This is a genomic window from Microcoleus sp. B7-D4 (assembly GCF_036705125.1).
Taxonomy (GTDB): Bacteria; Cyanobacteriota; Cyanobacteriia; order Cyanobacteriales; family Microcoleaceae; genus Microcoleus.
Genome location: NZ_JAUBTT010000030.1, coordinates 45,150 through 60,718, shown reverse-complemented (window position 1 = coordinate 60,718; position 15,569 = coordinate 45,150). Strand labels below are relative to the sequence as shown.

Below are 15,569 nucleotides of genomic sequence, written 5' to 3'. Positions count from 1 at the left end.
CCATGGAAGAAGTCCTAGCATTGATTGAAAAGAAGAAGCACGAATTTGCTAAATCTGGGCTATTTGAGTTTATGCGAGACAAAAGTATAAACCCAAGACAACGCCTAGCTTTCGCTCCCTGCATTGCTCCTTTCGTGATGAGTTTTGGTGAATTTAACAAGTATGTGTTCCGAGAAGAACCAACCAACGATCCTCTTCAGGTAATAGTTAACAATCATACTTATGAAGACGATCATCACTGGTTGTGGTTTTTGGAAGATTTGGAAACACTGGGTATTAACAAAGCGGTTAAGTTCAGTGATGCTTTAAATTTTCTCTGGAATGAAGAAGCTAAAGCTTCGCGGTGGGTATCACATCAAATTTTTCGCTCCGCTTTTGGGGCCAGTCCGATCGCTAAGTTAGCAATCCTGGAAGTGATAGAAGCAACTGGTAATGTGTTCTTGTCAACGGCAGCACCAATTGCCGAAGAACTGCGAACAATTACTCAAAAGGAGCTTCTTTATTTTGGCTGCTTTCATTTGGAGGTGGAAAACAACCACAGTAAGGATTTACCTCAGCAGAGGCGATTCAGCGAAACAATACAACTGACTATTGAAAGCCGTCAAGAGGCTTTTGAGATAGTTGAGAACTTGTTTGAAGTTTTCACAGAACTGACGGCTGAGCTTCTGGTTTATGCAAAAACGCATAGCTTTGAGCAACCTTTTGCCAAACCTCGCGAGATTTTGCAACCTTTAAAAGCTGCATAGCTTACCCGATGTAAAATTTTCAACTCTTAGAACCAGACAAAATTTATTACTTACAAGGAGACTCATAATGTCAGAAGTTAACAGCAATTCTTCAACTGCGCTCGATGAACTCGCACCGACTCTTATCCATACTTGGACTGAGAAATTGGACATCGCTCATACTTGGACTGAGAATTTGGATATTGCTCATACTTGGACTGAGAATTTGGATATTGCTCATACTTGGACTGAGAATTTGGATATTTCCCACACTTCTCATATCCCGGAAGAGGAAAAACTAGCCGTCGGATAAAACCTGTTGCAAACAAATTTCAGCCTCGCTCATTCCGACGAGGCTGAACAGTCATACCTTTGTCTCGTCAATTCCCAAAATTAGCATCTACTATCTCTATTGGATATGAGCCATTACGACGTTGTAATTGTGGGCGGCGGTCCCGCTGGGAGCACTGCTGGCACTCTGATAAAGAAATATAATCCCAATCTGAGCGTGCTAATCGTAGAGAAAGAAAAATTCCCTCGCGATCACGTTGGGGAAAGTCAATTGCCTCAAATTAGTGATGTGCTTCAAGAAATGGGATGTTGGGACAAAGTAGAAGCAGCAGACTTCCCAATTAAAATCGGTGCTACCTATCGCTGGGGAACAGATCCGCATCCTTGGGATTTTAATTTTATCAAGCCTGAACAGTTTAAAGATGAGCAGCGTCCTGCTAAATTTGAGGGACAGAGACGGCAAACTGCTTTCCAAGTCGATCGAGCAAAATATGACGAAATTTTGCTGCGTCACGCGGAAGAAATGGGATGCTTAGTAAGAGAAGAAACACCCGTTGTTAAAGTAGATACAGAGGGCGAGCGCATTACCGCCCTGCAACTGCGGCAAGAACAAATAACAGCCCGCTACTACATCGATGCCTCCGGCCACATCGGCGTACTGCGGCGAGTGTTAGGCATTGAAACACACTGCCCGACGCGGTTGCAAAATATCGCTATCTGGGACTACTGGACAAACGCTGAATGGGCCGATGAAATTGGCGTTGGTGGCACCCGCGTACAGGTGATGAGTTTGAGTCACGGGTGGATTTGGTTTATTCCCTTGGGCGCAACTCGCACCAGTATCGGCTTTATTTGCCCTGCGGAACATTACAAGCAAATGAAACAGCGGCCAGAGGAGATATATTCCGAAGCCCTCAACAGCGAAGCCCGCATCAGCAAGTTAATCGCTAATGCTACCAGTACGGGAAAGATTGAAACTACAAAAGATTGGTCATTTTTGGCTGATAAAACAGTTGGAGAAAATTGGTTTTTGGTGGGTGAAGCTGCGGGTTTTGCTGACCCGATTTTAGCGGCGGGCATGACTTTAGCTCATACCGGCGCTCGTGAATTGGCTTACACGATTTTGGCATTAGAGCAGCAGAAACACGACAGCAACTGGCTTAAATCTCAATATGACCACAATCAGCGAAGCAGAGTTAAACAGCACATTCGGTTCGCCGATTACTGGTACGCTGCTAACGGTCAATTCACTGATTTACAAGAACATTCAAGGGAAATTGCGCGGGATTCGGGGTTGAATTTAAGCCCGGAAAAAGCTTTTCAGTGGTTGGCTCAAGGGGGATTTACTAATGATATTTTGGGTCAAGCTGTGATTGCTGGAGTTGAGTTGAGTTCAATTAAGCAGGTGATGCAGCGCTTCTCGCAGCAGGAGGCTCCTTGGCTACTTTCGGCGTACAATGTGTTTCAGTTAGACCTAGTGGAGGCTGATGTTGAGTTTGTAGCTGTTTATAATGCTGGTGAAATTAACCGGATCAAGTGTTATGTTAAGAACGGTCAGCGGTTGCCTGTTACAGGTTTCTATGGTTTGCTGATTGAAATTTTGAGCCGCACTCAGTACATTGAACAAATTTATCGGCAGTTGGTGCTGGTGTTTAGGGAGCGTTTTTCTGTGCAACACGCTCGACTAGCTCTTCATCAAGCCCTTGGTTGTTTGGAGGTGATGGTGAGTTCTGGTATTGTCAAGGCGATATTAAACCCGGAGTTGTCTAAGTTGAATATTTCCATACCTATGGAAGGTGAGTTAATTCACACTCACAGCGATGTGAATTAAGGCGCTACCAGAAAGCTTGACCCCAAACCATCTCAAATCTTAAAAAACAAAAAGTCTGAAGCGGGAAAATTCCAACTTCAGACTTTTACTAACTCCCCGGGTAGGATTTGAACCTACGACCAATCGGTTACACTTATCCCAACGTTTCCGAAGGGGGTGGACTATTTCATCATCCCTACAAATCATGTTTGTGATCTGTCGTCGGATGTCGGGCGCTATGAGATTTATTGGTTAGGCTCCTCATCTCTAGTCTCTGCACCTTTCCGGCTACTTGCGATCGCAACCGCTGCCTTTCGCCAGACTTGGCTCAAGATTGCCGCCACCCGAAGTGCTGCGGTTTCCTTGAATTCACCCGATTTTTCAGTATCCGTTACCGGATAGAGCTGCTATGTCACTAGGGCTTTTGGTTGATGCCAAAGGCTTGCATTCATTACAGCCGACCGCTCTGCCACTGAGCTACCGAGGATTGGGGGTTTTTGTTACCCACATTTACTAACAATAGCTGAACTTACTCGATTTGGCAAGGCCTTTGAGAAACTTTTTTTTTATCAGACAGCGAGCGGGTTTCAGCAGCTAATGCAGCCCCATTCTCAACTTGGCGAGGCGCTGCTGGGATTCTGGATCGAGGGAACTGGCGAGAAAGCGACTGGAATTTTGTTTGCGGGATTTGTGCCGGCGCTCGCTGCGGCGGGCAGTGGATTCTACGTCAGCCGCTAATTGTTCGGCGGACATCCATTCGGCACCGTAGCCGACTACGGTCAATTGCTGCGCTCGGTCTGAGGTGGCGACAATCATGCGACCTTTACCTTTGACCGATCGCAACTCGTAGCGCAAACTAGCACAAGATTTTTCAATATAAGTATCTGCTGTCTGACCGAAGTCAGTGTAGTGCACCGATAAATTTTTAGTAATAATTTCTTTAACGCTGGGAGTATCTCGATAGTGGGCGTCAAACACCAGCCTGGCCTCAAAATCTTGAACGGCGCTGTAGTTAACTAAAACCTCAATCAACTCGCGGCGAGCTGTTTCGAGTTCGTCGCGATCGCGCTTCTCTCGGAGTCGAGGCCAAAGTCCAATTATGTTATAGCCGTCTACAAGTAAAACTGCTTGTGATACATAGAGTGACATGGTTCAAGGCTGAAGAGCTCCAGCACGTATAGGACATTATTTGCATTGTTCATCAAAGCTTTTGTTCAATAATATTACCTATTGATGTGTAATGGCTAGGTTACATCGCAATAATTAAACCCCCCAGAGCCAGCTTTACCTGAGTTTTGGGGGGTTTGATTAACCTATAAATTTTCCGGCTTATTCGGCAGATTCCAGCGATACGGGCGATGGCTTACGCCCCGCTTCGCTACGTACAACTGTCGGCAGGGATATTTTCTCAACAGCAGGAGTACAACCGAGCCACTGCACCGACAACTCGGCAAACTGCTGCGGGGGGCCGCTCACGCAAAAACGAGTCGGTAGCGCAGTACCAGGATTCCGCAGCCCCAAAAGCTCCAATTCTCTGGCAGCAGCAGCCACCACCCGTACCGCAGGATCTATCAATGTCACCCCAGCAGGCAAAAGCGAGCGAAGCACAGGAGCCAACAGCGGATAATGAGTGCAGCCGTAAATCAGCGTATCGATGCGCTGCTGAATCAAAGGAGCCAAATATTCCCGAGCCACCTCACAAGTATAAGGGTCGTGAATCCGGTTTTGCTCCACCAGCGGCACAAAAGCCGGACAGCTAACCTGCCAAACTAGGCAAGAATCGTCCATCTCCAAAATCGCATTTCGATAAGCATTGCTAGCAGCCGTAGCAGGAGTTGCGATGACCCCGATCCGCTTGCCTTGCTGCACCGCAGCCTGCGCCCCCGGCAGAATTACTCCCAGCACCGGGATATCAAATTCAGCCTGCACCATCTCCATCGCCAAAGCAGAACTGGTGTTGCAGGCCATAATGACCATTTTCACATCCTGTTCCACCAACCAGGCCATAATTTCGCGGACAAACTCCACAATTTCCGACGGCGTGCGAGTGCCGTAAGGCAGCCTCGCCGTATCTCCAAAATAAAGTATCGATTCGTTGGGCAATTGTCGGTACAACTGGGTCAAAACAGTCAAACCGCCCACGCCGCTGTCAAAAATACCGATTCTTTGTTGTCCAGAGTCTGTTGTCATTTGTTAATAGTTAGTTATCTGTTGGCAGTTGGCAGTTGGCAGTTGGCAGTTGGCAGTTGGCAGTTGGCAGTTGGCAGTTGTCATTTGTTAATCGTTTGCAGTGGCTAATAACAGATAACCAATAACATTAATCAACAGTCAACAGTCAACAGTCAACAGTCAACTGCCCACTGCCCATTATCTTTGTTGAAGATAAAGCAAAATGCCGCGAGCGATCGAAGCCGCCATTTGACTGCGGTAAGCTGGGTCAGAAAGCCTAGCAGCATCTTCAGCACCCGTAACAAAACCCACCTCCAGCAAAACAGAAGGCATAGAAGTCTTCCTCAAAACATAAAATCTCGCCTGCCGCACTCGGCGGTCACTCGCCCCCGTCCCCTCCAAAATACTGGCGTGAATCACCCTGGCCAAATCTTGGCCGTTATTGAAATAATAAGTCTCAATGCCATTGATATCCGGCCGACTCATATTAATCGCATTAGCGTGAATGCTGACAAACACACTAGCATTCACCCGTTCCGCCAAAGAAACTCGGGGATCCAGGTCGATTTCCCTGTCGTCAGTCCGAGTCATCACCGCCTGCACCCCTTGCTGTTCCAGCAGCCTCGCCACCTGAAGCGAGATATCCAAAACAATCTCCTTTTCCTGAATGCCCTGAATCCCGACTGCCCCCGGATCGCGGCCACCGTGACCAGCATCGATCACTACTACGGCGCGGCGGTTAGAAGCTTGGGGCAACTCATCGGTTCCGAAAGTCCTTCTCGGCAAAGGCTGCAAATTGGGAGTGCGAGTCAAAGGCTGCGCGCTAGCATTCGATCGCAACTGCAAAGACAGCAACTGCGGGTTCGGCCTCGTCACCCTGCCGACCTCTACCCCCGATCGCGGCTGCACCCAAACCACCACAGTCTCCGCATCTTCTTGGCTGGCACTAAACGATACAGGACTGTTGGCATCGAGCTGAGGAATTTCGCCCGTCAGGACACTAGAGGCGATCCTGATCCAGTAAGCTCTCGACCCCTGATCCCACCCGCTGGTATAGGAGACTTGGCGGTCAGTTCTCACCACCAGTTGCGTGCCGTTACTGGCTAAATCAATTGACTGAACTCTCGCTAAATTTCCTTGAGCTTGTCTCGCCGGAGGAGCTACAGTCAGGCTGCGGGGAACCGAGGGCTGTCTTACACTTCCAGGCAATAGCACAACCCCGCCCAAATTGCTCACAGACGCCCGCCACTGAGTATTAGGACTCTTCATCCGCAAAGTCACGCGGGTAACGGGCGGGTCTGTTGGCAGTTGCCGGACTTCAATCTTGTCAACCCCGTGCTGGCCGTTCGTTTGAGGCTGTTGGCTGCTTAGACCCGGCGCTAAACTCGCTCCTTCAATATCGAGGGTGGCGATGTCCCCAGCGCGACTTTGTTCAAAATTAATTTGGGGGCGACCGCCCGCAGTGCGGACTAAAAAACCGTCCGCCGTCACCTGAACGTTCTGAACTACAGTCGCCTCGCCAGACTGGGCTTGGGATGCTGAAGGTTCAACCGATAACCTTTCTCCCCCTGGCTCTGAAATCGGATTTTGAGTTTCTCCCCGCACCGGCGTTGGCAAATCCACTGTCCACTCGCTCGGAGAAATTCCCCGGAATTTTACTTGCTGAGGGTCTATAGTAAACCCGTCTCTGATCTCGACCACAATTCTGGTCGTATCGTTGTCAAACTGCCCTACCCGCACCGATTCGATCGCCCCTGAGAGCGGTTTGCTGACCGAGGGACGGCCCAGACTCGTCCCCGGCAAGTCGATTACCAACCGCGTCGGGTTGAAAATCAGTTGAGCCTTGGGTTGTACTCCCCCGTCTGTTGTAATGTAAAGCCGGTTCTCTGAAGCATCAAACCGCCAAGATTGCAGTCTAGCTGCTTCGGCGGCTCCGGCGAGCAAAAATACACTTAAGAAACTCGGTAGTAGCCAGTGGAATTTCACGACAGTTTTTTCCTCGTTTGCGTTACTGCCAAAAGCTGGAAGGGCGCTGCTTGCCCTCAGAGGCTTTCAGCAGTTAGCCGCCAGCAGACCGGGGGCACGGGGGCCGTCAGTTGTTGGCTAAATTGACTTTTTTATGCGTTAACAGGCTCCAAAATGCCAGATCCCGGCATTTTTGAACTTTCCCGTATACTTGGGGGCGATCGGTTATAAGCAGACTGAAAGATTGTTGGCACAAGGGAAGGTATTTATTTTTAGGAGCAAGAAACAAGGTGTTTCTTGAAGTTAGAAGGTACAAGTTAGAAGGTAGAATTTTACCGATCTTCCAGGGAGGGGTTTCATAGCTCTTTAATGTTGGCGAAGCTCGTTACGGTCAGGGTTATAATCCGCTTTACACTTGCGTTTTGTTCTAACTTTTCCTAAACTACCTCAATAACTTAACAACTTACCTCCGGAACAATCCGGATTTCCCAGATTTAGGTAACTTTTCAATGCCGCCAAATGTTAGTCCCAGACAAACTGGCATATTCTTTGGGAAAAGCTTTTTTGCTACTTTTTTGCTAACAGATTGACAGTTGAATACAACTACATATCGCCCCTGCTCTCTTTTTTTCTGGATTTTTTAGTCAGGGATTTTCGGTGCTGCTTGAAACTTAGTAGGGCGATCGCGATCGCGCCCGCCAATTTAACACTATGATAGCTAGTCCATGTTTTCAGCAGTAACGGGAGAGTTTTGTGTGTTACTTGGGCCGGCAATGCTTTGTACTTTAGACTCTTTTTGAGTGTTCGATAGACACCCAGAGCATTGGTTAGTTGACCTGAGAAAAAGTTTTGACCGTAGATATAGTAGTTATCGCAGTTGTAAAGTTTGTTGGACAGCAAAGACAATCGATCGGCTTCTGGGTAAAACCTGTGATTTGGTTTAATGACTTGCCTTTCGACTAACTGCATAACTTGGATCTGTACTACCAGTTAGAGAAGATACACTATCTTGGTGATTGTGTCAATCTCTGAGCTTCTCAAAGAAGCAACCATCAATAACAGTAGATACATGACATCACAGAAAGACGCAGACTTACTTTGCTCCATGAGTCGTCCACCTAAAATGCGACAAGGGGGCGGACGCTATAACCGAGGCGGATATATCGAGCTCCGCGAGTACCGCCAACGGATTAGCGTCTGGGAAATTGTCGCCAATAAATAAGTTGCCCGACAGGGCATCCTTGTTTTTAGGACTAATATTCATAGCCATCAGCCTTATGAATAGTTGTCAGATGTTTTGGATGCACGTCAAAACATTTGTCTCTTGCGGTTAGCTTAAAACTTGGTCTAAACCGAATTGCAATTCTGCCTGTGTAGCTTCCTGCATATTTTCCAGTGAGGACGTTAGCTTTCACCAAGTCCCCAGTTTGAAAACCCATGAAGAACTTTTGGGCCGGTGCATGACGAATGGGGAACCCAAATCTGTCGGTTCCGCAGCGCTGTCTTCTTCCGTGTCCCTTAGCCTTAATTAGCAAAGGTTTCACGCTATTTAGCAGTAGTCTTTCGGGAGTTGATTCCCCGACACAAGCTGCATCAGTCCAATGCTGTTTTTCTATTCCCCTGGTTTGGCGGTTGAATTTTGTTCGTCCCCCTGAACCCAATTCCACGGGCAGTCCGGTTAACTGTAGTCTTCTGTATAGCTCCCAACGAGTAGCATTGACGGCTGCTGCATCCAGTAGAGGTGTCTTGGCTTGGGCTAGTATCCGCTGAAGGATTTCAGGTTTTTTCTTGAGAAATTCTTCAACGGGTTTACTTCCCTTGGCTTGGTTGCAGGAATGGCAACTAAGACACAGATTGCTGACCCGATTACTTCCTCCCTTAGACTTGGCGAGAATATGCTCAACCTCGAAAGGAACATTTGTCGCACCGCAATAAGCGCACTTCCTATTCCATTTTTGCAGTAAATATTCCTTAATTTCAAAACCGAATAATTCGCCCCTTTGATATTCGATTCCAGAAATTTCAGGATTCTGGAACTGTTGTAAATCGAAACGCACCAATTCTTGAGAAATGGCGGTAACGGGACAGACCTTTCTGATTCGCCTAACCCAGGTTTCAATATTGGCAACACGGCTATCAAGAGATGGTGGCAACCATCCTGTTTTACGGGTTCTGTTTAAAAAACGGGGTTGGCGGTAACGGGTCTTTCTGTTGCGACGCCCTCTTCTGAGCGTTCTGCGAGATTCGAGAGTATCTTTAATTTGTTGCCCTCGGTGAGCAATTTCTAATGCGTTCGTGACGCGACCTGTTTGCTCTTGAACCACGGCAATACCCGTAGTTTTACTACCTGGGTCAATTTTGATTCGGTGACAGTGAGTTACCGAATCTTCGAGAATCCTATCCTGTAAAACAATGGTAAACGGATAGCGTTTAAAAACCTTAGCCCTCCCTTTTTTCAATAGTTCTCTTGCCCGTGCCCGGTGGCATGGGTCAAGAGGTTTCAAGTTTTTATCTAGGACAAATGTACGCATTACTGCATCACTCAATTTCTTGGTTAAGTTTGCCTCGACGATGTTAAGACTCGGTACTATCTGAGCAACACTGGCTTTCCCTTAATCACCTGTTTAATTGCTCGGTTGTAGAGCTTGAAACTGGCACGCATTTCAAGGTACGAAGTTTAACGCTTGGTCTTAACGCCTGCTAGTCAAGAACTAGCCGTCTGGTCAACAGGCTTTTTCAAGCCCACACCAGACCCTTCGGGTTGGTGTGCGGTAGTTGACGTCTAATCAACAGTGCTGCAATTCGCTCTCGCCCATAGGTGCAAAATTCCGGCTCATCCAGTTCAAAATGGCTTGATTTACTTGTTCCGGGCATTCATCCTGGGGACAGTGGCCCGCATTGTCTAATTCAACTAGCTCTAAATAATTGGGGTTGCATTCGACAAATTGGTGGGGTCGGGCGAACCGAGGGGGAATCATCCGGTCTTGTTTGCCCCAAATTAATAGCATCGGGATTCTTAAATTTCGCAGCACAGTCTTGACACTGGGGCAAAATTGTGTACTCCCTACAGCTTTAAATAAAGCGCAGAAGGCGCGGGCTGCTCCCCGATCGCCCGCAGGCCCTGCTAGAATTTCCACTAATTCGTCGGTAACAGCTTCGGGGTTGGAGTAGGCAAAAGAAACCCAGCGACGGACAAAGGAAGGCTTGCGGGCAAAATAAAACAAAGGCCTGAGTACGATCGGAGAAACAAACAAACTTTCAACCGCTTCGATCGCCGGAAGCAGCCATCCTGGCACCGCCTCGGCTCGCACAGAGGGGTCTGGGAGGCTAATCATCACCGTGCCGGCCACCATGTCCGGGTGAGCTGCGGCTACGGCCAGACAAATTAGCGAGCCGATCGAGTTTCCTGCCAATATTACTGGCTCTCTGATAAAAGTTAGCCAAAAATCATAAACTTGATCGACCCACAGAGACACAGAGTAGTCGATCGGAGCTTTTTGGGAAGCGCCAAACCCCAACAAATCCAAGGCGTAAACCGTTTGGTTTTCGGCGAGTTGGGCGAGATTTTGTCGCCAGTGACCGATCGAAGCTCCAAACCCGTGCAGTAAAATAATCGGCGTTCCCGATGCGCGCGGGGCCCTGGGTTCGGCCGCAGAATCTTGAGATTCGATCGCGCCTTGATTTCGTCCCCCATCGGGCCGCAAATAAGTGTAGCGAGTTTGCCAACCCCGCCACATCCAGTCTCGTTGAGTTCCCACCCGTTGGTGCCACAGCAGAGAATTTGTCAATTTTGCCTCAGATCGCAACATAAATTTACACTTCTTATACCTATTCTACAAGGCACATCAGGCGACTTGGGTGACTTGCCAGACGGGGCGAGATGGGCTAGGAAAAGCGGTTTTACCTCATCCTTAAGCTTTTACCCTGAATTTTTGACGGTTTTGTCATCGATCGGGCAAGGGGGCGGGCGATCGTGTGTGAAGTTAAAATAAAACTAGGCAGAAACTCAGCCAGAGTGAGTAGAATAGCAAGTATTGTAAGAATTCATTTACGATCAGTCCAAATATTCCCCAAGGCTTTAGCGGAGGGGACATAGGGCGCGGTAGTACGTCCGGTAAGGGTAACACCTTATAAAACAGTTCGATCGTCAATCGTGAAAAATTGACCGCTCAAACCTGTAACTATCAAGAAGCTTCGCTATTAAACTACTGCTTGTAAAACCATTCATGCCTGTGATTGAAAGAAGACAAAATCGCAACCTACCTCAGATTAACGAAAATATTCGATACCCCAAAATCCGGGTAATCGATACCGACGGCGCGCAACTAGGGATATTGACGCCTGCAGAAGCGCTGCGCCTCGCAGAAGAAAAAGAACTCGATCTCGTACTTGTCAGCGACAAAGCTGACCCGCCCGTATGCCGGGTAATGGACTATGGGAAGTACAAATTCGAGCAGGAAAAGAAAGCGCGAGAAGCAAAGCGGAAGCAGCACACTGCCGATGTTAAAGAAGTGAAGATGCGCTACAAAATTGAAGAACACGACTACCAAGTGCGCCTCAAACTAGCAGACCGCTTTATCAAATCTGGGGACAAAGTAAAAGCCACGATCATGTTCAGAGGTCGGGAAATCCAACACAGCAACCTAGCAGAGGACTTGCTTAAGCGCATGGCCACAGATTTGCAGGAAATCGCAGAAGTGCAGCAAGCCCCCAAAAAAGAAGGACGCAGTATGATGATGCTGCTGTCGCCAAAGAAAGTATAAATAGATAGTCATTAGTAGCAGTCATCAGTCATAAACTGGTGACTGATAGCTGATGACTTCCGAAGTTAGTCAGGAATAAGCTACCACACAGGGAAATCAACGCTGCATGGAAAATTTTCAAATCAGCGGTTCGGCGGGAGTAAGACAAGGAGTGCTGCGATCGCTTAACCTGCGATCGGAAGAAGTAGAGCGAACCGCACTGATGTTCCTCGTCTACACTCTAACCTCCGTCGGGCTGATCTGGCTGGAACTCAGCACAGTAGGTCTGTTTTTAGACGAGTACGGTGCCGACAAAATGCCTTTTATCTACATAGCCAGCGCCTTTATCGGTTCGGGCTTGGGATTTGTCTACTCGTGGCTGCAAAAAATCCTGCCGCTGAGGCGCACCGTCGTAGTGGTTCTGGGCATGATGTCGGTACCGCTATTTTTGTTTCGATTCGGAATAGGCTACGAAAATACTAAGATAGCTGGCATCAGCATCGCTTTTATTACTATTTTTTTGATGTGGCTGTGGGTGGAAGCTTGCTATGTCCTCAATGACCTTAATACTTCTATCACTTCCAACCAACTGTTTAATATTAGAGAAATCAAGCGCACCTATCCGCTAGTCAGTAGCGGCTATCTAGTAGCTGGAGTAGTCAGCGGATTTTCTCTGCCTGTTTTGCTGTACGTAGTCGGACTCAAAAACGTTACCCTGATATCGGGGTTGATGGTGGCCACAGGCTCGGTGTTGCTCTACTACCTCACGGAAAAATATAGCCAAGCATTCCCGGAAACGGCTCACTGGACGGATGACGACGAAGACGACGACCAAGAAGAATTTACCGCCCGCAAAGTTACAGGCCCGCTCCAAAAATACGCCGTACCTCTAGTCAGTTTCTTCATCCTCGCAGAAGTCGTCTACGTGCTGGTAGATTTCCAATTCTACAGCCAGCTAGAATACCAAAACCCGGGGGACGGAGCTAGCTGGATCGCTAGCTTCCTGGGCATTTATGAAGGCATACAAGGCCTGTTTCAAGTGGCGACTCAGTGGTTCGCTTCGAGCCGGTTGGTGGAAAGAATCGGTGTATTCGTGACGGCGATGATTTTGCCGGCGGGCATCGCTATACTCGGAGTGCTGACCATAGGAGCATCCCTAGGCCAGCTAGTATCTGTGTTCATCGGGCTAATATTGCTGAGATTTTTAGACGAACTGCTGCACTACACGCTGTTGGAAACTGTTAGCCCGGTTTTATTTCAACCGATTCCCGACAATATTCGATCGGGCATTCAAACCCTGGTCAACGGTGTAGGCGAACCTTTGTCCACCGGAGTTACAGGAGTCGGCATCCTGATTATGCTGTGGGTGACAGGCACGATACTCCCCCAGCAAGATATAGATGTATTTCACGACCAGCAAAGCTTGATATTTATTGGCGCGATCGTAATATTGGCCCTAGTGTGGGTGTTTGTGGTCTGGCTGATCCGCTCTCAATACGTGGGTTTGTTGGTCAAAAGTGCAGAACGGGGGCGCTTGGGCGTCACAGACGTTGACCTCAAAGCTCTCAAGCGCGCAGTGGTGGAAACTCTACAAAAGCCAGGGGGCGAAGATGAAAAGCGCTCTTGCATAGAACTCCTGACGCAAATAGACCCCAAAAATGTCGGAGAAGTTCTGGCTCCCATCCTCGATTCGCTGTCCCCAGGTTTGCAGCGCCAGAGCTTGGAAACGATGCTGCAACACCCGAACCCCGCATATTTAGAAGCTGTCCGCGCACTTTCGCAGCAATCCTTGCCGCCGGAGGTGCTGGCTTTGGCTTTGCGCTACATCTGGCTGACGGAAGCTGAACCGAATATTGAGAGCTTGCGGCCTTACTTGCAGCCGACGGTCGATCCGGTGGTGCGGGGTACGGCGGCTGCTTTAATTATGAGAAGGGGCGATCGCCTGCAAAAGGCAGAGGCTACTAACACGCTGCGCCAAATGCTGACGCACAAACAAGAGCGGGAACGTGTTATGGGGACGCGGGCTCTGGGAGAGGCTGATTATTTGCAAGGACTGCGGCTGTACATCCCCAATCTGTTGCAAGATGAATCTCTGCGAGTGCGCTGTGCTCTGTTAGACGTGATTTCGTCTACTCATTCGGAAGAATATTATCCTTCGCTGCTGCGCGGACTCGGTTACAAATCGACTAGGGAAGCGGCTTTGCAGGCTATAGTCAAACTTCACAACGATGCCATTCCTTTGCTCGTGTATTTGGCTGAGGATATCCACAAGTCGGATTTGGTCAGGTTGCAAGCTTGGACGGCTCTGGGTCAAATTGGGACAAATGAGGCGATCGACATTTTGGTGAGCAATTTGATGACGACTTGGGGCACGACCAGGCGCAACATCCTTCGCATCCTGTTGAAAATGCCTTCGGAAGCGGGGATAGAAGGGGTTCTAGACCGCATCGGCCGTAGCGGCTTGGAAACTCTTATCGAACAGGAGTTAATGTTTATCGGTCAAATTTATGCAGGTCTGGTAGATTTGTCTGGGGTAACAAGCTACGGCAATTTGTCGGGGGGTGCTAACAGCACTGGGGCACATGGGGGCGATACGGCTCAATTGTTGCAGCGTGCTCTGGCGGGGTTGGAAGCGGACGCTAAGGATCGGTGTTTTTTGCTGATGAAGTTTCTTTATCCGCTGGACACAGTACAAGCGGCTGCTTTCAACATCGCTTCTGGCCAACCTTCTTTGCTTGCTAGGGGATTGGAAATTCTCGACAATACTGTGGATATAGCTAGGAAGCGATCGCTCATCAATTTGTTAGATCAACACTCGGAAAGAGAAAAATTGAGCAACCTCTCGGAATTGATGGTTTACAAACCTCTAGCCCCTAGCGATCGTTTGCGCCGCTTGCTAGAATTGCGCCACTTCCTTTCGGATTGGGCCTTGGCCTGCTGCTTTCACTTGGCGAGAGAAGCGCGCTGGAGTCTGACGGCTCAACAAACTCTTGTCTGTCTGCAGCACCCGACGGGTTTTGTCCGCGAAGCAGTGTTAGCCTATTTGAAAATAGCCTCGCCCCGGGCTTTGGTCGAATTGTTGCCCAGGCTGCAAAATGACCCCGATAATTTGGTATCCGCTCAAGTTGAAGAGATGATGGCAGAGTTGGGTGCTGGGGGAAAAAGGTAAAGAAGGAAGAAGGAAGTTCGGCAACGGATTCTGTAACGGATGTAACGGATGTAACGGATGTCGGGAAGAGGGAAGAGGGAAGAGGGAACAAAAAGAAACTATGCCCAATGCCCAATGCCCAATGCCCAATGCCCAATGCCCAATGCCCAATGCCCAATGCCTCTTCCTTTGTTTAAGTTTAAATTAATCATTGCATCTCATTATGTTAACCAGCGTCGAACGCCTATTGTTTGTGAGGGAGGTTCCGATTTTTAAGGAACTGCGGGATGATTTTCTCGTGCGTCTAGCATCGGTAATGGATGAACTTTCGTTTCCTTCTAAGCACAGGATTTTTACGGAAGGACAAGAAGGTCGATCTCTCTATATTTTGGTATCGGGAACGGTGCGCGTGCATATAGGCGATCGGGATTTGGCACAGTTGAAAGCGGGGGCTTGTTTCGGGGAAATGTCGCTGTTTGATGCAGAACCTCGATCGGCTTCTATTTCTACTCTCGAACAATCCGAGTGTTTGATGCTGACTCAAATGCAGCTATATGATGCGATTGATGAAACGCCGGGAATTGCGGTGAATATTATTCGCTTGCTGTCGCGCCGGATTCGGGAGTTGAATCAAAAGTTGAATGCTAAAGAGGCAATTATGCCTCCTACAGAGACTGTGAGAGTTCCTGAGATGCGATGAAATTGGGGAATTGGGAATT

At 48.5% G+C, this 15,569-nt stretch carries 13 protein-coding genes; 7 read left to right on the top strand and 6 right to left on the bottom strand.

Translation table 11 applies throughout. The annotated features are described in order from the left end of the window. Positions 1-2 precede the first annotated feature (2 nt). The 3 genes from QUB12_RS14320 to QUB12_RS14310 all read left to right on the top strand — a co-directional run bounded on the left by QUB12_RS14320 (position 3) and on the right by QUB12_RS14310 (position 2,847). Complete coding sequence (locus tag QUB12_RS14320) at positions 3-746, top strand: hypothetical protein (protein WP_333103436.1); 744 nt, start codon at positions 3-5, stop codon at positions 744-746. A gap of 67 nt (positions 747-813) precedes the next feature. Continuing rightward, positions 814-1,038 (top strand): hypothetical protein, encoded by a 225-nt coding sequence (locus QUB12_RS14315; protein ID WP_333307225.1) that lies wholly within the window; start codon positions 814-816, stop codon positions 1,036-1,038. A 105-nt stretch (positions 1,039-1,143) separates the two neighbouring features. Beyond that, positions 1,144-2,847 carry an NAD(P)/FAD-dependent oxidoreductase gene (locus QUB12_RS14310; protein ID WP_333307223.1) on the top strand — a complete coding sequence of 568 codons (1,704 nt, stop codon included), beginning with the start codon at positions 1,144-1,146 and terminating at the stop codon, positions 2,845-2,847. Positions 2,848-3,420: 573 nt separating this feature from the next. On the opposite strand, the gene QUB12_RS14305 is transcribed toward QUB12_RS14310, so the two are convergent. The 4 genes from QUB12_RS14305 to QUB12_RS14290 all read right to left on the bottom strand — a co-directional run bounded on the left by QUB12_RS14305 (position 3,421) and on the right by QUB12_RS14290 (position 7,929). After that, on the bottom strand, positions 3,421-3,975 hold the full coding sequence (locus tag QUB12_RS14305) for an NYN domain-containing protein (RefSeq protein ID WP_333142910.1): 555 nt from the start codon (positions 3,973-3,975) through the stop codon (positions 3,421-3,423). 180 nt (positions 3,976-4,155) lie between these two features. Beyond that, entirely contained in the window at positions 4,156-5,016 is an 861-nt protein-coding gene (gene murI / locus QUB12_RS14300; protein ID WP_333142909.1) for a glutamate racemase, read from the bottom strand. Positions 5,017-5,193: 177 nt separating this feature from the next. Beyond that, on the bottom strand, positions 5,194-6,981 hold the full coding sequence (locus QUB12_RS14295) for an N-acetylmuramoyl-L-alanine amidase (RefSeq protein ID WP_333307222.1): 1,788 nt from the start codon (positions 6,979-6,981) through the stop codon (positions 5,194-5,196). Between the two features lie 582 nt (positions 6,982-7,563). Then, positions 7,564-7,929 (bottom strand): hypothetical protein, encoded by a 366-nt coding sequence (locus QUB12_RS14290; protein WP_333307220.1) that lies wholly within the window; start codon positions 7,927-7,929, stop codon positions 7,564-7,566. 100 nt (positions 7,930-8,029) lie between these two features. Here QUB12_RS14290 and QUB12_RS14285 point away from each other — a divergent pair, with 100 nt between their 5' ends. Next, positions 8,030-8,182, top strand: a complete 153-nt coding sequence (locus tag QUB12_RS14285) for a hypothetical protein (RefSeq protein ID WP_333300717.1) — start codon at positions 8,030-8,032, stop codon at positions 8,180-8,182. A gap of 31 nt (positions 8,183-8,213) precedes the next feature. Here the strand turns inward: QUB12_RS14285 and iscB are convergent, their stop codons facing one another. Next, complete coding sequence (gene iscB / locus QUB12_RS14280) at positions 8,214-9,491, bottom strand: RNA-guided endonuclease IscB (protein WP_333142905.1); 1,278 nt, start codon at positions 9,489-9,491, stop codon at positions 8,214-8,216. A 255-nt stretch (positions 9,492-9,746) separates the two neighbouring features. Then, entirely contained in the window at positions 9,747-10,769 is a 1,023-nt protein-coding gene (locus tag QUB12_RS14275) for an alpha/beta fold hydrolase (protein ID WP_333307218.1), read from the bottom strand. Positions 10,770-11,186: 417 nt separating this feature from the next. Here QUB12_RS14275 and infC point away from each other — a divergent pair, with 417 nt between their 5' ends. The 3 genes from infC (at position 11,187) to QUB12_RS14260 (ending at position 15,550) form a co-directional block, all read left to right on the top strand. Continuing rightward, positions 11,187-11,723 (top strand): translation initiation factor IF-3, encoded by a 537-nt coding sequence (gene infC, locus QUB12_RS14270; protein WP_006635262.1) that lies wholly within the window; start codon positions 11,187-11,189, stop codon positions 11,721-11,723. Between the two features lie 106 nt (positions 11,724-11,829). Continuing rightward, positions 11,830-14,871, top strand: coding sequence for a HEAT repeat domain-containing protein (locus QUB12_RS14265; protein ID WP_333307216.1), 3,042 nt, complete (start codon positions 11,830-11,832; stop codon positions 14,869-14,871). Between the two features lie 202 nt (positions 14,872-15,073). After that, positions 15,074-15,550, top strand: a complete 477-nt coding sequence (locus tag QUB12_RS14260; protein ID WP_015176146.1) for a Crp/Fnr family transcriptional regulator — start codon at positions 15,074-15,076, stop codon at positions 15,548-15,550. Positions 15,551-15,569: the final 19 nt, after the last annotated feature.